The organism is Rhodococcus sp. IEGM 1351 (assembly GCF_030056875.1).
In the GTDB taxonomy this organism is placed as follows: domain Bacteria; phylum Actinomycetota; class Actinomycetes; order Mycobacteriales; family Mycobacteriaceae; genus Rhodococcus_F; species Rhodococcus_F opacus.
The window spans coordinates 247,037-263,810 of sequence record NZ_JASHKU010000001.1; the positions used below are offsets into that span (position 1 = coordinate 247,037).

A 16,774-nucleotide genomic window follows, 5' to 3' on the forward strand; every position below is an offset into this window, starting at 1 on the left:
CCCCGACGCCGTAGAATCCAACGACCGTGAGCCTTACCCTCGGAATCGTCGGACTGCCCAACGTCGGCAAGTCCACCTTGTTCAACGCGCTGACCAACAACGACGTGCTGGCCGCGAACTACCCGTTCGCGACCATCGAACCCAACGTCGGCCTGGTCGAACTGCCCGATCCGCGGCTGTCCGAGCTCGCCCGGATCTTCGGTTCCGAGCGCATCCTGCCCGCCACGGTGTCGTTCGTCGACATCGCCGGCATCGTCAAGGGCGCCTCCGAGGGCGCCGGCCTCGGCAACAAGTTCCTCGCCAACATCCGCGAGGCCGACGCGATCTGCCAGGTGGTTCGCGTCTTCAACGACGACGACGTCGTGCACGTCGACGGCCGCGTCGACCCCGCGTCCGACATCGAGGTGATCGAGACCGAGCTCGTCATCGCCGACATGCAGACGCTGGAGAAGGCCCTGCCGCGTCTGGAGAAGGAAGCGAAGAAGAACAAGGAACTCAAGCCCATCCACGAGGAGGCGCTGAAGGCGCAGGAAGTCCTCGACGAGGGCAAGACCCTGTTCAGCGCGAAGGACAAGCTGGACTTCTCGCTGCTGCGCGAGCTGAGCCTGCTCACCACCAAGCCGTTCCTGTACGTGTTCAACGCCGACGAGGCCGTGCTCACCGACGAAGCGAAGGTCGCCGAACTGCGCGCCTCCGTCGCCCCCGCGGACTCCGTGTTCCTCGACGCCAAGGTCGAGCAGGAGCTGCTGGAGCTGGACGAAGAGGACCGGCAGGAGATGCTCGACTCCATCGGACAGTCCGAGCCCGGCCTGCACGCACTCGCCCGCACCGGCTTCCACACCCTCGGCCTGCAGACCTACCTCACCGCAGGTCCGAAGGAATCCCGCGCCTGGACCATCCACAAGGGCGACACCGCCCCGCAGGCCGCCGGCGTCATCCACACCGACTTCGAGCGCGGCTTCATCAAGGCCGAGATCGTCTCCTTCGACGACCTCGTCGCCGCCGGGTCCATGGCCGCCGCCAAGGCCGCAGGCAAGGTCCGCATGGAGGGCAAGGACTACATCATGGCCGACGGCGACGTGGTGGAATTCCGCTTCAACGTCTGACAGCGGTTCCTCGCACGAGCACGCCGACCACCCCTGCGCCGACCAGTGAGATCAGCCCGGTGGTGACGGCGGCGTAGTTCCAGCCCGACACCATGCCGTCGACGGTGCCTACCGGGTCGAGAGCGATGATGCTGACGACGGTGACGCCGATGGACGAGCCGAGGTAGCGGGCGGTGTTGTTGGCGCCGCTGCCGAGTCCGCCCTGATCGGCGGGCACGCTGGCGACGGCTTGGCGGCCGAGCCCGGCGTTGAGGAGCCCGCTGGCGACGCCGGCGAGCAGCAGTCCCGGGACGAGGCGCAGCAGGGACGAGTCGGGGGTGAGGCCCGTCATCGTGAGCATGGCGACGCCGACGCCGGCGAGTCCGATGACGAGTTGTGGTGAGCCGGCGAGCCGCGCCGGGAGTGTGCGGGCGAGCAGTGACGCCACGACGCTCGTGCCCGACCACAGCGCGATCACCCCGGCTGCGGCCAGCGTGCTGACGTGCATCGTCTTGACGAGGAACGTGCACGCGAACGACATCAGACCGATGATGCCCGCCCCGGTCGCGAGGGCCGCGAGGGTGGCGGCCAGGAAGTCGCGTCGGCGGAACAACGCGAGGTCGAGCATCGGGAACGGTCGTCGCCGCTCGACCGCGACGAAGGCGAGGGTGAACACGGCAGCGCCGACGCCGCAGAGCACGGTGGCGGCGAGGTTGCCCTGCCTGCCCTCGACGAGTGCGACGAGCACCAGGACCATCGCGGCGCACAGCGTGACCGCTCCCGGGACGTCGATCCGCTTCGGGACGGCGGAGCGTGACTCCGCGAGCGCACGCGTCGCGACCTGTCCGATCACGAGCGACGCGGCGGCGAGTGCCCAGTACAGTCCGCGCCACCACCCGGCGAGGTCGAGGAGGCCGGCCAGGACGGGACCGACGGTGATGCCGGCGCCGACGCTCGCGCCCCAGATCCCGCTTGCCGTGGCCCGCGCCCCTGGCGTGGTGAAGGCGTGTGCGACGGCGCCGAGGCTGGCCGCGATCAGTGCCGCGCCCGCCACTCCCTGGATCAGTCGTCCGACGATGAACAGGACGGGTTCCTGACTGACCGCGCCGACCACCGCGCCCAGGGCGAGAAGCCAGGCACCCCAGTGGAACACCCGGCACCTGCCGTAGTCGTCGGCGAGTGCGCCCGCAGTCAATAGGACCGCGGCGAGGCCGACGCTCATCGAACTGAGAATCCACGTCTGCGCTGCCGGCCCTGCCGACAGTGCCGCGGCAACGGTGGGCATGTTGCCGAGCGGGGCGCAGAACGCGACCAGAGCGACGAACGTCCCGAGCGACGCGACGGCCAGCGTGGTCGCCGGGCGGGGTGTGCGTGCGCGGATCGGTGGGGCAACCGCAGTTGGTCTGTTCACAAGACTGAACTTAGAACCAATTTGGTCTGGTGACAAGACTGAATTGCGATAGCATGTGGGCGTGGCACTGGGAACCGGGTACTCGCAGCAGAACTGCAACCTCGCTCGCGCCCTCGAAGTGGTGGGTGAGCGGTGGACGATGCTCGTGCTGCGCGACTGTTTCTACGGGGTCCGCCGCTTCAGTGATCTGCTGGCCCATCTCGACATCTCGCGCGCCGTCCTGACGGATCGGCTGACCGCTCTCGTCGAGACCGGTGTCCTCGTCCGTGTCGCCGACGGCGGTCATCCCGAGTACGAGCTCACCGAGGCCGGAAAGGCGCTGTGGCCGAGCATCTATGCGCTGTCGCAATGGGGTGAGCAGTACGTGTCGCCCGGCAGTTACCCGGGCCGCGTGTTCTCGCACGCGGAGTGCGGAACGCAACTCGATCGTTTCGGGCGATGCCCCGACTGCGGCACGATCCCGGGCCCCGAGGACCTGGTGGTCGCGCCCGGGCCGGGGGAGGCCGTCCGTCCCCGCAGCGACGCCGTCGCCGTGGCCCTGCGTGCACCCCGCCGGATGCTCACTCCGCTGCGTCCGCGCAGCGACGCCTGATCGGCGCGACCCTTACGCCGCGACGGGCAGGGCCGGTTCGAACGTCGCCCGCACCTGCAGCCATTGGGCGAGGATCTGGCATCCGGTGAGCCCGCTCGCATCGAGGGGTTCGCTGGCGTACGCGACATGCCGCCCGCCCCGCGCATTGACGACGCGCACACCGCGCCAGGCGAGGCGCGGCGGTAGGTAGCCGAGCACCTCGATCGCCGCGGTCCGCAGTCGACGCAGGTCGGTGCGCCACTGCCGAGGGCTGACGCGGGTCTTGGTCGCGTTCTGGAAGCTGTTGTTGCGGATCAGTTCCCACGTCTGGGCGAGCCACGTCCGCAGCGCGCGAAACGACATCCACCGGGTGAGGTCCGCGATGTCGCGGACGTAGCTGTCTTCGCTGGCATTGCAGATCATGTCGTCCGGGTGCGCGATCCACTGGACCGGAACGGAGTCGGGGATCGGGGCGCCGTCGCCCGCGACACCGCGCCCCCGGCAGCCCGGCACCACCCCCGCGGGTTGCTCGGGGTCGGAGACGAGACCCACCGCGGAGAGGTTGTCGGCGCGCAGGGCGCCGGTGGCGATCTGCCCGAGCACCTCACGGATCACGGTGCATCCCTGCGAGTAGCCGATCAGCATGACCGGTCCCGGAGCGTCCTCCATGGCGTCGATCAAGCGGCGGACGCCGACCTCGGTGCTCTCCCGGTAGCTGAGCCCGCCCGCGGCGACCGGCCCGTACGACGCCGGATAGCCGACCCACCGCGACACGAACCGGTCGTCGAGGGCATCGGTGACGTCACGCAACAGTCCGGAGACGTGGCGTCGGTGGTCATCGGGGTGGGACTCTCCGGTGCCACCGACGGCGAGAACGGTCACCTGGAACATGGCTCCCATCATGCCGACCGCGAGTAAGGATCCGTTCGGTCGACCCTGAGAAGTTCCTGGCAATCGGACGCCGTGGGATGTCACCCGATCGCCAGCGCGATCAAGGCCACCAGCGGGGGCACACTCTGCGACAGTGCGCCGACGACGCCGTCCCCGCGCTGTCGGCTGAGCGCCATCCGGTCCGAAAGGGCCAGGGCGATGCCGGCCAGGAACATGAAGAGGCAGGTGTAGACGACGAGGGTGCGACCCGGAGTGTCGTGACCCGCCCACCACAGGACGACGCCGGCGATGGCGCCGGAACCGAGGAACAGGTTGTAGAAGCCGACGTTGAACGCCCACAGATGGGCGGCGGGCACATCGCTGCCGGGGATGCGGAAGATGCCCTCGTGCACCGACGGCCTGCGGAACAGGACCGATTCCCACACGAACGCCAGCAGGTGCACGCCTGCGGCGACCAGTGTGGCGATCTGGGCGACGATGGTCACGGCGCACCCGCCCCGGTCGCGAGTTCGACGCCGTACCGATCGGTGACCTCGTGCAGCAGCCGGTCCATTTCCGCCGGCGAGTGCCCGCCGCGGCCGACCGCGTCGAGATCACCGAAGAAGCCGCTGTTGGATGCCCCGGCGGAGACGAGGAGGAAGTCGGCGGACTCGGAGAGGACCGTGAACGTATTCATCGTTCCCGCCTCGACGGCGATGGTTTCCCCCGCCGCGAGCTCGTACCCGGTGTCTCCGGCCTGGACGAGAATCCGGCCGCGCAGCACGTGGTAGGACTTCGGCCACGGTTCGGCGTGCAGTGGGCCGTCCGGCGCATTCCGGGACGCTTCGACGAGGAAGACTTCGTACGCTCCGCCGGCGTGATCGCCGCCGACCAGGACCGTGATGTCGGCGTCCGGTGCGGTGAGGTGCCTGCCGTCGCCTGCTCTGTTTACGTGAACGTGGGTGGACATACTGCGACGGTAGGACCGGCGTACCCCGCTGCCCATCCCCGGAATCTGGGATGGTGGTGTGCCTGTGACCAGCGCATACTGTGTTCATGCTGGAGGTCCGGGCGGAAAAGCTGCGCCGCGAGGTGCTCGCGGTCGCGGGATCGGGCGCCGGTGTCACACAGCTGCACGAGCGCGCCCTAGAACTAGTCGGTGAGACGGTGCGCAGCGACCTGACGTGCTGGGCGATGCTCGACCCGGAGACGCTCGCGATCAGTTCGATGACCAGCGGGCGTAGCCGGATCCCGCAGCAGTACGAGCCGCTGCTCGCCGAATCGGAGTACAACGGCGACGATCCGGGCACGTTCGCCGAACTCGCCCGCAGTGGTCGAACCGTCGCGCGGGCCTCGGACCTCCCCGCGGACGAGGTCGCGCACAGCCTCCGTCACGGCGCGGTGTGGGCGCCGCTGGGGCTCGGCAGCGAGGTCCGCCTCGTGTTCCGCGTCGACGGCGTGTGCTGGGGCGCAGCCGGATTCGTGCGGTCCGGACCGGATTTCACCGACCGTGAGCTCGAGTTCCTCACACTCGTGGCCCCCGGCCTGGCGGTCGCGACACGGGCCGCGTCCGTGCACGCCCCGGCGATCTCCGGTGGCGGCGACCAGGGTCCGGCGGTGGTGCTGACCGATGCCGCCGGCGATCCGGTCGCGCTCACGGCCGCTGCCCGCGGTTGGCAGGATCGCTTCGACGAGGTGGCCCCGGGCAGGCTGACCGTCGTGTTGCGGGCCGCGACGTTCGGGGCGCGATCCAGCGGTTCGGGGATCTTCAAGGCGCGTGTCCGCGATGCGGAAGGTGGCTGGATTCTGGTGCGCGCCACGGCCTTGATCGGCGGCGACGAACCGCAGACTGTGGTCACCCTCGAACCCGCGGTCGGCGGCGAGCTCACGGGACTGCTGCTCGCGGCCTATGCGGTGACCGCACGCGAACGTGATGTGTGCGCCGACGTGATCGCCGGCTACGCGACGTCCAAGATCGCGGACCGCCGCGGCATCACGGTGAACACCGTCCAGGACCACTTGAAATCGGTGTATGCGAAGGCCGGGGTCCGCAGCCGCGCGGAACTCGCCGCGCGGCTGCGGACCGGTCGCGAGCACTAGCTGCGGCTCACGAACCGGCCCCGCCGGAACACGCCTCCTGCGCGGCCGCCCACGTCGAACTGTCGACCCCGGGAGGAGCGCTCGACGCGTCCGGAGTTCCGCCCTCAGGCGGGGTCGAACCATCGCCGCCCTCCGGCGGTGTCATCTCGCCGCCGGGCGGCGCCATTCCTCCCGGTGCGCCGCCACCGGCCTGGTCGGGCGGTGCGGGTACGCCGTTCTCCTCGAGGCAGGCCTGGAGTTCATCGCTTATCGTCGCGGCCGGGGCGCCGCCCTCCACGGCGGCGCTGCTGGTGTCGGTCGACGAAGTGCCGGACGACGCCTCGCCCGAACTACACGCGACGACGGAACATGCGAGACCGACAGCCATCGCCGCTCCACCGATGCCTCGAACCAATTGTGAACGCATGATCGATGCCGTTCCCTTCTGTGAGTGAGACACCACTACACCGCGGGAGGCTGAAAGAACGCTGCGTGCACGCTGGAAGGGCACTGTCAGCGCGGTTCGGGCCGCTCCTGGTAGCACTTGAAACTCAGTGCGAGACGACCACGCCCGTGTGTCATCGAGCGCAGCGCGACCGGATAGTCGGTGACCTCGCTGGTCGGCACCGACGCGATCACGGTGACCTCGCCGTCCCCTGCCGGTTCGGTGCCCTCGATCTGGCCGCGCCGCCGTCCGAGATCCGCCATCACGTCACCCTGAAGCGCCGACGGCACCGTGACCTCGACGTGGTCGACGGGTTCGAGGACGAGGGTGCCCACCTTGTCGATGGCCGCCCGAAGGGCGAGTGCCCCCGCCATCCGGAAGCTGAAATCGTCGGAGTCGACCGAGTGATGCTTGCCGTCGAGAACGGTGGCCCGTAGGTCGACGAGCGGAAACCCGTGCCTGCCTCCGCGTCCCATCGATTCGGCGATCCCCTTGCCGACCGCGGGAATGAGGGACTTGGGTATCACTCCACCGCGGGTCTCGTCGACGAACTCGTAGCCCTCGTCGCGGGGGAGCGGCTCGAAGCGGACCGTCGCCACCCCGAACTGGCCATGGCCGCCGCTCTGCTTCTTGTGGCGGCCCTCCGTCTCCACGGTGCCGAGCAGCGTCTCGCGGTAGGCGATCTTGACCGGTTCGGTCTGGAGGGTGATGCCGTACCGCCGCTTCAACCGGGTCAGCGCCACCTGCACGTGCACGTCGCCCGCGCCCCGGACCACCGTCTGGTGGGTTTCGCTGTCGCGGGTCACTTCCAGCGTCGGGTCGTCGCTGACGAGCTCCGCCAGGGCGGTCGCCAGTTTGTCCTCGTCGCCTGCGCTCTCGGCGGCCACGGCGATCCCGTAGACCGGACGCCGGTGCACGATCGGAGGCACGGTGAGGGACGAGCCGATCGGCGCGAGGGTGTCGCCCGTCGACACGTCGGTCAGCTTGATGGCGCCGACGATGTCGCCCGCCTCCGCGGTGTCGATCGCGGTGTGCTTACTGCCGAGGACGCGAAGGAGGTTGTGCAGGCGCTCCTTCGCGCCGGTGCGCTGATTGACGAGGACGTCATCGGCGTGCACGGTGCCGGACAGGATCTTCACCAACGCCACCTGCCCGACGTATTCGTCGGTCTGCGTCTTGAAGACGTACGCGAGCGGGTCCCCCGAGGGATCGCACCGCACCTCGGCGACCCCGTCACCGCGCACTTTGGCGACCCCGTCGCCGCGCACTTTGGCGACCCCGTCACCGCGCACCTCGATGCCCGGGACCTCCGACGGTGCGGGCGCGATCCGGCACACGAAGTCGAGCAACCGGTCGACGGCGATCGCATCGACGGCCGACCCGCACAGCACCGGCCACAGCGAGCCCGCCGCGAAACCCGCGCGGAGCGCGTGCTCGAGTTCGGCCACGGAGATGTCCTCCCCGTCGAGGTACTTCGACAGCAGGTCGTCCTCGATCTCGACCACGTCCTCCACGAGATGCTCGTGCTGTTCGTGCTCGCGGTCGGCGATGTCGGCGGGCAGTTCGTCGCTCGTGTTCGCGGACCCGCTGTCGTAGAGGATGACGTGCTCGGTGAGGAGATCGGCGACCCCGGTGAACGCCGACGCTTCGCCTACGGGCAGGTCGACCGGCTCGACTCCCGACCCGAAATGGTCGCGGATCCCGGCAAGGACGACATCGAACGACGCCCGCTCCTTGTCCATCTTGTTCACGAACAGGATGCGTGGGATGGATCGCTCGCCGGCCACCTGCCACAGCAACTCGTCGTTCACCTGCAGACCGCTGACTCCGTCGATCACGAACACGGCGACGTCCGCGACCCGGAGCGCGGTCGTCGCGTCGCCGACGAAATCGGCGTAGCCCGGCGGGTCGAGGAGGTTGATCCGGTAGTCGCCCCACGAGAAGGAGGCCAGGCCGAGCGTCAGCGACTGCGTGCGGTCGTGCTCCTCGGGCTGGGTGTCGAGCACGGTGTTACCGCTCTCGACGCGTCCGGGCCGGGTGACGACACCGGCGCGGAAGAGCATCGCCTCCGCGAGCGTCGTCTTCCCGTTACCCTGATGTCCCACCAGAGCGATATTGCGGATCAGATCCGTCTCGGTCGTCACTGCTACCCCCACCACAGCACTGTCGTTGGGTCGCTCCCGACGATACCGCGCGCGCGACCGCCGGTGAGGCGTTATCTTCCACCTCGACAGGTGGGCGCGACGTCGGTCCACCACACCCGACACCGAATGGAGACCGGCATGGCTTCGGACGACTTCCTCGTCGAACGTTCCACCGTCATCGATGCGAGCCCCGACGTCGTTCAGCCGCTTCTCGACAACTTCCGGCTGTGGCAGTCGTGGTCGCCGTGGGAGAACGTCGATCCCGACCTGAAGCGCACGTACTCCGGCCCGGAGTCGGGCGTCGGCGCCGCCTACGCCTGGGAGGGCAATCGCAAGGCGGGTGCGGGGTCGATGGTGATCACCGAGTCGGTGCCCGGCTCGAAGGTCGTGCTCGACCTGAAATTCCTCAAACCGTTCAAGGCCGACAATGTCACGACGTTCCTCCTCGAGCCGAACAGCGCCGGGACCACCGTCCGCTGGCAGATGACCGGCAAGACCAACCGCTTCTTCACGATCGTGGGGGTCCTCTTCCCGATGGACAAGATGGTGGGCAAGGACTTCGAGAAGGGGCTCGCACAGCTGAAGGCGGCGGCCGAGCAGCGTTAGGCGTCCGTTCCCGTCGTCAACTCGAGGTCGGTCATGGTCCTGAATCGGGGCGTGCCGTCGCTGCCGTTGCGTGCCTGTTCCATCACGAGGCGGGCGGCCCGCCCGTTCAGGTGGAGAGTCGCGACCTGATCGCCGAAGAACGGTCCGGCGACCTTCGACCAGTCGATGGGGACGGGTGGCACCCGCGACACCCGGCCGAGGATGAAACGCACGGTCCGCTCGGTGGCGCGCCGCCACGAGATCCGGAACGTCACCTTCATGGCGGCCGGAACGTAGTTGTGCAGGGGCGAGCACGTCAGCTGATACACCAGTGACTGCAACCGCTCGGTGTAGTGCGCCTGCGCGACGTAGGCGTGGTGGACGTCCCCGGACAGCACCGAGATGGTGGACGGCGCCCGGCCCCCCGGCCCGGCCCGACGGCCTGCGCCGACCTCGGCGAAGAGGCGGGCGAGCCGGTCGAATGAGTCGCGAAACGCCGCCCAGTGCTCCAGGTCCGCTCCCCGCCGGATCTTCTCCGCCAAGGCCGCGACCCGCGGGCCACGGGACCCGGCGGCGAGGCGTTCGTCCCAGGACTCGAGGTCGTGAAGGGCGCGGGGCAGCAACCACGGCAGCGACGTGCCGACGAGGAGGTGGTCGTAGGTGCCCTCGGTCTGACGTTCGATCCAGGAGAATTCCGGGTCGGACACCATCTCGCGGCGACCGCCGGAGAGGATGCGACCGCACCTCGAGTCGATGACGAGCAGCCTCGCAACCCCGAGGTCCCGGCGATACGACCATTGCATGCCTTTGGCCCCGTCCGCTTCCTCGTCGGCGGCAGACGCGAATTCGCGGAGCATCGGCTCGACGTCGCCGCCGTGCTTCCGAACGCGTTGGTACAGTTCATTTTCGGCGAGGTGACTCGGCGCCAGGTTCCCGAGGTGCTGGTAGACCCAGTACGAGGAAAGCGCGCCGACGATGCGCTCCTCCCACCACGATGTGGCCTCGATTTCGGCGCGCCAGGATTCCGAGGTGTTCCAGTCGTCCCGGACGTCGTGGTCGTCGAAGATCATCGACGTCGGCACCGTCGACATCAGCCAGCGCACCTGAGGGTCCGACCACGACTCGGCGTAGAGCCAGGTGTACTCCTCGAAATTGCGCACCTGCGGCCCCGGTGGCTCGTTCACGTCGTGGATCTCGGCGACCCGTGCCTCGGTCTCGGGGGAGAGTTCGTCGGCGTACACCTGATCCCCGAGCAGCAGCAGGGCGTCGGGCCACTGGTCCGGCGACTGTTCGGCCATCCGCACCGCATACGCGTCCAGGGCGTCGGCGCCGAGGTGCCGGTTGCCCTCCGTCGTGGACATCGTGGCGAACCGGCACGACCCGAACGTGAGGACGAGCGTGTCGTCGTCCTCCCGGAGCGTCCGGATCATCGACGGGACGGCACTCGGCAACGGCCACACCGGGCGGCCGTCGAGGGTCACCTCGTACGGGGTGGTCGACCCGGGCTCCAGACCCTCCACGACGACGAGCGCATAGTGGTGACCCGACACGTTCCACGTGCGTTCCTCGTGGCCGAGGACTCGGACGGTGCACGCCTCCGACGTCTCGACCCACACCGTCGCGTCGCACGTGCCGACATGTCTCAGCAGTGGCCCCAGAATCAGCTCCGCCATGACGTCACCCTGCCGATGTTCGTTCCATGCAGTCAGCTTACGGACGTCGGCGTCGGCAAGGGCGCGACATCCGAAGATGCTTGTCGGGCAGTATGTGTCGGCGGGTGCCGGTAGCCTGTCGCGCATGGCTGAACCAGTGAAGGGCCCCGCGTCCTATTTCCCGTCGATCGAGGAGAAGTACAGTCGGCCGATCAGTGAATGGCAGACGCTCATCCGGTCGTCCGAGCTGACCAAGCACATGGAGTTGGTGAGCTGGCTGAAGTCCGAGCACGGCCTCGGTCACGGCCACGCCAACGCGCTGGTCGCGTACACCCTGAAGGAGGACGCCGCCGGCTGAGGGTCCCGGGCAGATCGGCGCCGGAGGTCCTCGCCTCCCTGGCGCGGCCGGATCCGGACCTCTCGCCACGATAAATCCGGTATTCGGCCGCGGGATATCATTCCGACGACGAATCTGGTGTCGAGGGTTCTGCTGTCGAAGGGAATCGAAGTGAGCACGAAAATCGAACAACTGGAGTTCCAGGCGGAGACCCGCCAGCTCCTGGACCTCATGATCCACTCGGTGTACTCCAACAAGGACTCGTTCCTGCGGGAGCTCATCTCCAACGCGTCGGATGCGCTGGACAAGTTGCGGCTCGAAGCCTTCCGCAACAAGGAGCTCCACGTCGACACGTCGGATCTGCACATCGAGATCGAGGTGGACGCGGAGCAGCGCACGCTCACCGTCCGCGACAACGGCATCGGCATGTCCCACGAGGAGGTCGTCGACCTCATCGGCACGCTGGCCAAGTCCGGCACCGCAGACCTGCGCCGCAAGTTGAAGGAAGCGAAGGACGCCGCCGCCTCCGAGGAACTGATCGGGCAGTTCGGCATCGGCTTCTACTCGACGTTCATGGTCGCCGACAAGGTCACCCTGCTGACGCGGAAGGCAGGCGAGAGCGAGGCCACGCGCTGGGAGTCGAGCGGCGAGGCCACGTACACGATCGAAGCGGTCGACGACGCCCCGCAAGGCAGCTCCGTCACCCTGCACCTCAAGCCCGAGGACGCCGAGGATCACCTGCACGACTACACGTCGGAACGGAAGATCAGGGAGCTCGTCAAGCGCTACTCCGACTTCATCGCGTGGCCGATCCGGATGAACGTGGAGCGCACGGTCCCCGCGGAGGGCGACGGCGAGGACGAGGTCACCACGACGTCCGAGACGATCAACTCGATGAAGGCGCTGTGGGCGCGCTCGAAGGACGACGTCTCCGAGGACGAGTACAAGGAGTTCTACAAGCACATCGCCCACGCCTGGGACGATCCGCTCGAGGTCATCCCGATGAAGGCGGAGGGCACGTTCGAGTTCCAGGCTCTGCTGTTCATCCCGTCCCACGCGCCGTTCGACCTGTTCATGCGGGACGGGAAGACGGGTGTGCAGCTGTACGTCAAGCGCGTCTTCATCATGGACGACTGCGACCAGCTGATGCCGGAGTACCTCCGCTTCGTCAAGGGTGTGGTCGACGCTCAGGACCTGTCCCTCAACGTGTCCCGTGAGATCCTTCAGCAGGACCGGCAGATTCGTGCCATCCGGCGCAGGCTCACCAAGAAGGTCCTCACCACGATCAAGGACCTGAAGGCCGAGCGGCCCGACGACTACCGCACGTTCTGGGCGGAGTTCGGCCGCGCGGTCAAGGAAGGCCTGATGTCGGACACCGACAATCGGGATGTGCTGCTGGGTATCTCGTCGTTCGCGTCCACCCACAGTGAGGAGGAGCTGACCTCGCTCGAAGACTACGTGGCGCGGATGAAGGACGGTCAGGAGCAGATCTTCTACGCAACCGGCGAATCCCGGCAGCTGCTCGAGAGCTCACCGCACATGGAGGCCTTCCGCGCGAAGGGCTTCGAGGTGCTGCTGCTCACAGATCCGGTGGACGAGATGTGGGTCGGTGCCGTGCCGGAATTCGACGGCAAGGCGTTCCAATCGATCGCCAAGGGCGAGGTCGATCTCGACACCGAGGAAGACAAGAAGGCGCACGAATCGGAGCGGGAGGAGCAGGAGAAGGACTTCGCCGGCCTGCTCTCCTGGATGGCCGACGCGCTGAGCGAGCAGGTCAAGGAGGTGCGGCTGTCGACGCGGCTGACCACGTCGCCGGCCTGCATCGTCGGCGACGCGTTCAGCATGTCGCCGGCACTCGAGCGGATGTACCGGGCGTCCGGACAGCCCGTCCCCACCACGAAGCGCATCCTCGAGCTGAACCCGACCCACCCGCTCGTCACCGGGCTGCGGGAGGCGCACGGCGAACGCAACGAGGATCCGGCGCTGGGGGAGACCGCGGAGCTGCTCTACGGGATGGCGTTGCTGGCCGAGGGCGGCGAGCTGGAGGATCCCGCCCGGTTCACCACCATGCTCGCCAACCGTCTCGCCAGGACGGTGTAGTTCACCTTGCTCGTATTGGTCACGGGAGGAACAGGTTTCGTCGGGGCGTGGAGTGCGAAGGCTGCGGTGGACGCCGGTCACCGGGTGCGCTTCCTCGTGCGGGATCCTGCTCGCCTCGTGACCAGTGCCGCGGCACTCGGACTGGACACGTCCGATCACGTGGTCGGTGACATCACGGACGCCGAGTCCGTGCGCCGCGCTCTGGACGGCTGCGATGCCGTCATCCACGCCGCGGCCGTGGTCGCGGTCGACCCGCGGCGCGCGGAGGAGATGTTGCAGACCAACCTGGCCGGCGCGCAGAACGTGCTGGGAACCGCAGTCGAGCTGGGCCTCGACCCGATCGTCTACGTCTCGAGTATCGCCGCGCTGTTCCAGCCGGGGGCCCGGCTGCTCACTCCCGAACTGCCGGTGTGCGGGCCTCCCGACGCCTACGGCCGGAGCAAGGCACGTGTGGAGCAGTACGCTCGCGACCTTCAGGCCGACGGCGCACCGATCGCGATCACCTATCCGGGCATGATCATCGGCCCGCCCGCGGGAAACCAGTTCGGCGAGGCGGCCCAGGCAGTCGAGGCCGCCGTTCACCTGCGGGGTCTGCCCGGGCGGAGCGCGGCGTGGACGATGGTCGACGTCCGGGAGGTGGCGAGCGCGCACGCCGCCCTCCTCGAGTCGGGACGCGGCGCCCGCCGGTACATGCTCGGTGGTCCCCGGATTCCGATCGCCGGGATCGCGGAGATGCTGGGCGTGATCACCGGCAAATGGATGGGGGTGTTCCCGGTTCCGGACGCCGCGTTGCGCCTGGTGGGCAGGCTGGTCGACGCCGTCGACCGGTTCGTCCCCATCGACACCCCGATTTCGGAGGCCGCGATGGAGTACTACACGCGGATGCCGGACACGGACGACCGCCCGAGCGAGAGCGAACTGGGCGTGAAGTACCGGGATTCGGCGGAGACCTTGGCCGACACCGTTGCGGGGCTGACGGAGGCGGGCCGACTGTGAGTGCGCAGGCGGGCAGGCTGTGAGCTTCACTCGTGCGGAGTTGGAGTCGTTCCGGGACGCCGAGGTTGCGGACCTCATCGGACCGGGCTGCCGACTGCTGTTCGTCGGTATCAACCCGGGACTGTGGACGGCCGCCACTGGGGCGCATTTCGCGCGCCCGGGCAACCGTTTCTATCCGGCCCTGCTGGCCGCGGGGATCATCGAGCGTCCGATCGATCCGACGGCAGGGATGTCGGACGCGGATCGCGATCACCTGATCGAGCGGGGCGTCGGCATCACCAACCTTGCCCCGCGCGCCACGGCGAAGGCGGACGAGTTGACCGGTGAGGAGCTGGCCGTCGGCGCCGAGCGCTTGCGCACCGTGGTCCGCGACACCACTCCCCGGGTGGTCGCCGTCGCCGGAATCACCGCCTATCGCACGGCTTTCGGGGAGCGTGCCGCGAAGAAGGGCAAGCAGCCGCGCGACCTCGAGGGCGCGGAGTTGTGGCTGGTCCCGAACCCCAGCGGGCTCAACGCCCACGAAACCGTCGCCACGCTGGCCGCGTCGTACCGGGAGGCGGCGATCGAGGCGGGAAGCATATCCGGCTGACCGGGCAGGTCGCTAGGCTGCGGAGATGACCGTCGTCTACAACCTCTTCTTCGTCTGCCACCTGCTCGGCATGGCCGCCCTCGTCGGCGGCTATTTCGCGGTGCTCGGGGCGCCGCGGATCTCCGAGGTCATGGTTTGGGGTGCGCGGCTCCAGTTCGTGACGGGACTGATCCTGGTCGGGCTCGGCGAGGCCGCACTGGACAAGGATTACAACCACGTCAAGATCGGCGTGAAGCTTCTGCTCTCACTGGTGGTGGTCGCGCTCGCCGAGATCGTCCGGGGCAAGCAGAACAAGGGGCAGGAGAATCCGAACCTGGTCCACGTGACCGGTGGGCTCGGCATCGTCACCGTGCTCGTGGCCGCCCTCTGGACCTGATCCCGCGCCGGTTTCACTTCTTCGGTGGAGCAAGGATTTTCATCGCCAGTCGCTGCGCGGACTCGGGCATCCGGTCCTTCATCGACATCGCGAACTCGCCTGCCTTCGTGCGCACGGACGTGCCCCTGCCGAACCGCCGGTTGAAGGCGGATCCCTCGGTCGGCTGATCGAAGTGGAGGGGCGGGGCGCCGTCCGCGGCGCCGAGAGCGCGCCCGATCACCATCCGCTGAATCTCACTGGTGCCCTCGAAGATGGTGTACAGCTTGGCGTCCCGGTACCACTTCTCGACGGGGTGGTCGCTGATGTACCCCCACCCGCCCATCGTCTGCAGTGCGCGTTCGGTGGTCTTCACCGCGGCCTCCGACGCCGCGAGTTTCGCCATCGAGCCCTCGCCGTGGCGGAACTCCACTCCCGCCGCCGCCATCCACGACGCCCGCCAGGTGAGCAGCCGCGCGGCGTCGATCTGGGTCGCGAGGTCGGCCAGCGGAAATGCGATGCCCTGGTTGTCGATGATCGGGCCGCCGAACGCCTCGCGGCGGTTCGCGTACTCGGTGGCGTATTCGAGCGCTGCGCGGGCGATGCCCAGCGCCTGAGCGGCGACCATGGGGCGTGTCTGCTCGAACGTGCCGAGGGTGGCCGATTTCCGCCGGGGCGCGCCGGTGGCCACCTCTTCCTGCACCTCACGGGCCTTCCGCATGCGGTTCTGCAACTTGTCGTCGCCGCCGAGCAGATGATCGGCGGGAACCCGCACCTGATGGAACTTCAGCTCCGCCGTGTGCGACGCGCGGCAGCCCAACTTGTCGAGCTTGCGGACGAGTTCGATACCCGGACTTCCGCCGGGCACAACGAAGAGCGCCTGACCGCGATGGCCCAGGTCCGGGTCGACGGTCGCGTTCACGACGTGCACGTCGGCGATTCCCCCGTTGCCGATCCACATCTTGTGTCCCTCGATCACCCACTCGTCGCCGTCGCGCGTCGCGGTGGTCCGCAGATTGCGGACGTCGCTGCCGCCCTCGGGTTCGGAGATGCACAGTGCGGCGAGTTTCAGGTTGCCGGGCTCGCCGAAGCACTCGGGCGCCCAGCGCAGCATCTGCTCCGGCGTCGCGGCCTGCCCGATCGACGACAGCGCCAGCGCGGGCATCACGACGGCCAGCCCGATTCCGGCGCAACCCCAGAACAACTCCTCCATGAAAAGGGGGAGGGACAGGCCGGTCGGGTCGCCGATGAGGTCGCGGTAGAACAGCGGACTGTAGAAGCCCTCCTGCGCGGCCTTCTCGAGAACGTCCCAGGGGAACTCCTGCGCGCGGTCGTGCTCGGCCGCCACCGGCCGGATCACGTTCTCCGCGAAGGCGTGCGTCCGCTCGACGAGGTCTTTCTGCGCCGGAGTGAGAGCGAGGCTGAAAGTCATGGCAGTCCCTCGGTTGCCGCGTTGGTGTGCAACAACGTAACACTCACGGCCTGTCGCGGGCGAGATTCACGTTATCCTGGATGGTGAGATGGTGATCCCATTATCTGGTCGAAGTTGCTAGCGTCG

Annotated in this window: 17 protein-coding genes; 9 read left to right on the forward strand and 8 right to left on the reverse strand. The window is 68.3% G+C overall.

Annotated features, from left to right (window positions below; translation table 11 throughout):
* Positions 1-26: 26 nt before the first annotated feature.
* On the forward strand, positions 27-1,106 hold the full coding sequence (gene ychF, locus QM806_RS01180; protein WP_005239054.1) for a redox-regulated ATPase YchF: 1,080 nt from the start codon (positions 27-29) through the stop codon (positions 1,104-1,106).
* On the opposite strand, the gene QM806_RS01185 is transcribed toward ychF, so the two are convergent.
* Positions 1,096-2,496, reverse strand: coding sequence for an MFS transporter (locus tag QM806_RS01185; RefSeq protein ID WP_065490135.1), 1,401 nt, complete (start codon positions 2,494-2,496; stop codon positions 1,096-1,098). The two genes, ychF and QM806_RS01185, sit on opposite strands and share 11 nt — an antisense overlap.
* 55 nt (positions 2,497-2,551) lie before the next feature.
* Here QM806_RS01185 and QM806_RS01190 point away from each other — a divergent pair, with 55 nt between their 5' ends.
* A complete protein-coding gene (locus QM806_RS01190; RefSeq protein WP_081315304.1) occupies positions 2,552-3,088 on the forward strand; it encodes a winged helix-turn-helix transcriptional regulator in 537 nt (178 codons plus the stop codon).
* Positions 3,089-3,100: 12 nt separating this feature from the next.
* On the opposite strand, the gene QM806_RS01195 is transcribed toward QM806_RS01190, so the two are convergent.
* The 3 genes from QM806_RS01195 to QM806_RS01205 all read right to left on the reverse strand — a co-directional run bounded on the left by QM806_RS01195 (position 3,101) and on the right by QM806_RS01205 (position 4,907).
* Positions 3,101-3,970, reverse strand: a complete 870-nt coding sequence (locus QM806_RS01195; protein ID WP_120659417.1) for a cutinase family protein — start codon at positions 3,968-3,970, stop codon at positions 3,101-3,103.
* A 68-nt stretch (positions 3,971-4,038) separates the two neighbouring features.
* The gene (locus QM806_RS01200; RefSeq protein WP_005253691.1) at positions 4,039-4,443 is read right to left on the reverse strand and encodes a DUF1304 domain-containing protein; all 405 of its coding nucleotides are present in this window, start codon (positions 4,441-4,443) and stop codon (positions 4,039-4,041) included.
* Positions 4,440-4,907: a cupin domain-containing protein gene (locus tag QM806_RS01205; protein ID WP_005253690.1), complete on the reverse strand. Its 468-nt coding sequence runs from the start codon at positions 4,905-4,907 to the stop codon at positions 4,440-4,442. The genes QM806_RS01200 and QM806_RS01205 overlap by 4 nt, the downstream gene beginning before the upstream one ends.
* Positions 4,908-4,993: 86 nt before the next feature.
* Between QM806_RS01205 and QM806_RS01210 the strand changes: the two genes are divergently transcribed.
* Positions 4,994-6,037 carry a helix-turn-helix transcriptional regulator gene (locus QM806_RS01210; protein WP_169693594.1) on the forward strand — a complete coding sequence of 348 codons (1,044 nt, stop codon included), beginning with the start codon at positions 4,994-4,996 and terminating at the stop codon, positions 6,035-6,037.
* A gap of 7 nt (positions 6,038-6,044) precedes the next feature.
* Here QM806_RS01210 and QM806_RS01215 read toward each other — a convergent pair whose 3' ends face one another.
* Both QM806_RS01215 and QM806_RS01220 read right to left on the reverse strand, forming a co-directional pair.
* Entirely contained in the window at positions 6,045-6,404 is a 360-nt protein-coding gene (locus QM806_RS01215; protein ID WP_005567029.1) for a hypothetical protein, read from the reverse strand.
* 125 nt (positions 6,405-6,529) lie between these two features.
* Positions 6,530-8,605 (reverse strand): elongation factor G, encoded by a 2,076-nt coding sequence (locus tag QM806_RS01220; protein ID WP_065490136.1) that lies wholly within the window; start codon positions 8,603-8,605, stop codon positions 6,530-6,532.
* Positions 8,606-8,743: 138 nt separating this feature from the next.
* Here QM806_RS01220 and QM806_RS01225 point away from each other — a divergent pair, with 138 nt between their 5' ends.
* Positions 8,744-9,211: an SRPBCC family protein gene (locus QM806_RS01225; protein ID WP_005253686.1), complete on the forward strand. Its 468-nt coding sequence runs from the start codon at positions 8,744-8,746 to the stop codon at positions 9,209-9,211.
* Here QM806_RS01225 and QM806_RS01230 read toward each other — a convergent pair.
* Entirely contained in the window at positions 9,208-10,863 is a 1,656-nt protein-coding gene (locus QM806_RS01230; RefSeq protein ID WP_005253685.1) for an alkaline phosphatase D family protein, read from the reverse strand. The genes QM806_RS01225 and QM806_RS01230 overlap by 4 nt on opposite strands.
* 124 nt (positions 10,864-10,987) lie before the next feature.
* Between QM806_RS01230 and QM806_RS01235 the strand changes: the two genes are divergently transcribed.
* The 5 genes from QM806_RS01235 to QM806_RS01255 all read left to right on the forward strand — a co-directional run bounded on the left by QM806_RS01235 (position 10,988) and on the right by QM806_RS01255 (position 15,240).
* Positions 10,988-11,200 (forward strand): DUF4287 domain-containing protein, encoded by a 213-nt coding sequence (locus QM806_RS01235; protein ID WP_169693593.1) that lies wholly within the window; start codon positions 10,988-10,990, stop codon positions 11,198-11,200.
* 150 nt (positions 11,201-11,350) lie between these two features.
* Positions 11,351-13,279, forward strand: a complete 1,929-nt coding sequence (gene htpG / locus QM806_RS01240; RefSeq protein ID WP_133986417.1) for a molecular chaperone HtpG — start codon at positions 11,351-11,353, stop codon at positions 13,277-13,279.
* Between the two features lie 6 nt (positions 13,280-13,285).
* A complete protein-coding gene (locus tag QM806_RS01245; protein ID WP_169693591.1) occupies positions 13,286-14,275 on the forward strand; it encodes an SDR family NAD(P)-dependent oxidoreductase in 990 nt (329 codons plus the stop codon).
* 19 nt (positions 14,276-14,294) lie between these two features.
* Complete coding sequence (locus tag QM806_RS01250; RefSeq protein ID WP_283290112.1) at positions 14,295-14,864, forward strand: mismatch-specific DNA-glycosylase; 570 nt, start codon at positions 14,295-14,297, stop codon at positions 14,862-14,864.
* A 25-nt stretch (positions 14,865-14,889) separates the two neighbouring features.
* The gene (locus QM806_RS01255; protein WP_005253680.1) at positions 14,890-15,240 is read left to right on the forward strand and encodes a hypothetical protein; all 351 of its coding nucleotides are present in this window, start codon (positions 14,890-14,892) and stop codon (positions 15,238-15,240) included.
* Between the two features lie 13 nt (positions 15,241-15,253).
* Here QM806_RS01255 and QM806_RS01260 read toward each other — a convergent pair whose 3' ends face one another.
* Positions 15,254-16,648 carry an acyl-CoA dehydrogenase family protein gene (locus QM806_RS01260; RefSeq protein ID WP_005253679.1) on the reverse strand — a complete coding sequence of 465 codons (1,395 nt, stop codon included), beginning with the start codon at positions 16,646-16,648 and terminating at the stop codon, positions 15,254-15,256.
* Positions 16,649-16,774 lie beyond the last annotated feature (126 nt).

Excerpts from the sequence above, each read along its gene's own strand:
- QM806_RS01195 (WP_120659417.1), bottom strand. The coding sequence starts at position 3,970 with ATGATGGGAGCCATGTTCCAGGTGACCGTTCTCGCCGTCGGTGGCACC.
- QM806_RS01205 (WP_005253690.1), bottom strand. The coding sequence starts at position 4,907 with ATGTCCACCCACGTTCACGTAAACAGAGCAGGCGACGGCAGGCACCTC.
- QM806_RS01210 (WP_169693594.1), top strand. The coding sequence starts at position 4,994 with ATGCTGGAGGTCCGGGCGGAAAAGCTGCGCCGCGAGGTGCTCGCGGTC.
- QM806_RS01215 (WP_005567029.1), bottom strand. The coding sequence starts at position 6,404 with ATGGCTGTCGGTCTCGCATGTTCCGTCGTCGCGTGTAGTTCGGGCGAG.
- QM806_RS01225 (WP_005253686.1), top strand. The coding sequence starts at position 8,744 with ATGGCTTCGGACGACTTCCTCGTCGAACGTTCCACCGTCATCGATGCG.
- QM806_RS01230 (WP_005253685.1), bottom strand. The coding sequence starts at position 10,863 with ATGGCGGAGCTGATTCTGGGGCCACTGCTGAGACATGTCGGCACGTGC.
- QM806_RS01235 (WP_169693593.1), top strand. The coding sequence starts at position 10,988 with ATGGCTGAACCAGTGAAGGGCCCCGCGTCCTATTTCCCGTCGATCGAG.
- QM806_RS01255 (WP_005253680.1), top strand. The coding sequence starts at position 14,890 with ATGACCGTCGTCTACAACCTCTTCTTCGTCTGCCACCTGCTCGGCATG.
- QM806_RS01260 (WP_005253679.1), bottom strand. The coding sequence starts at position 16,648 with ATGACTTTCAGCCTCGCTCTCACTCCGGCGCAGAAAGACCTCGTCGAG.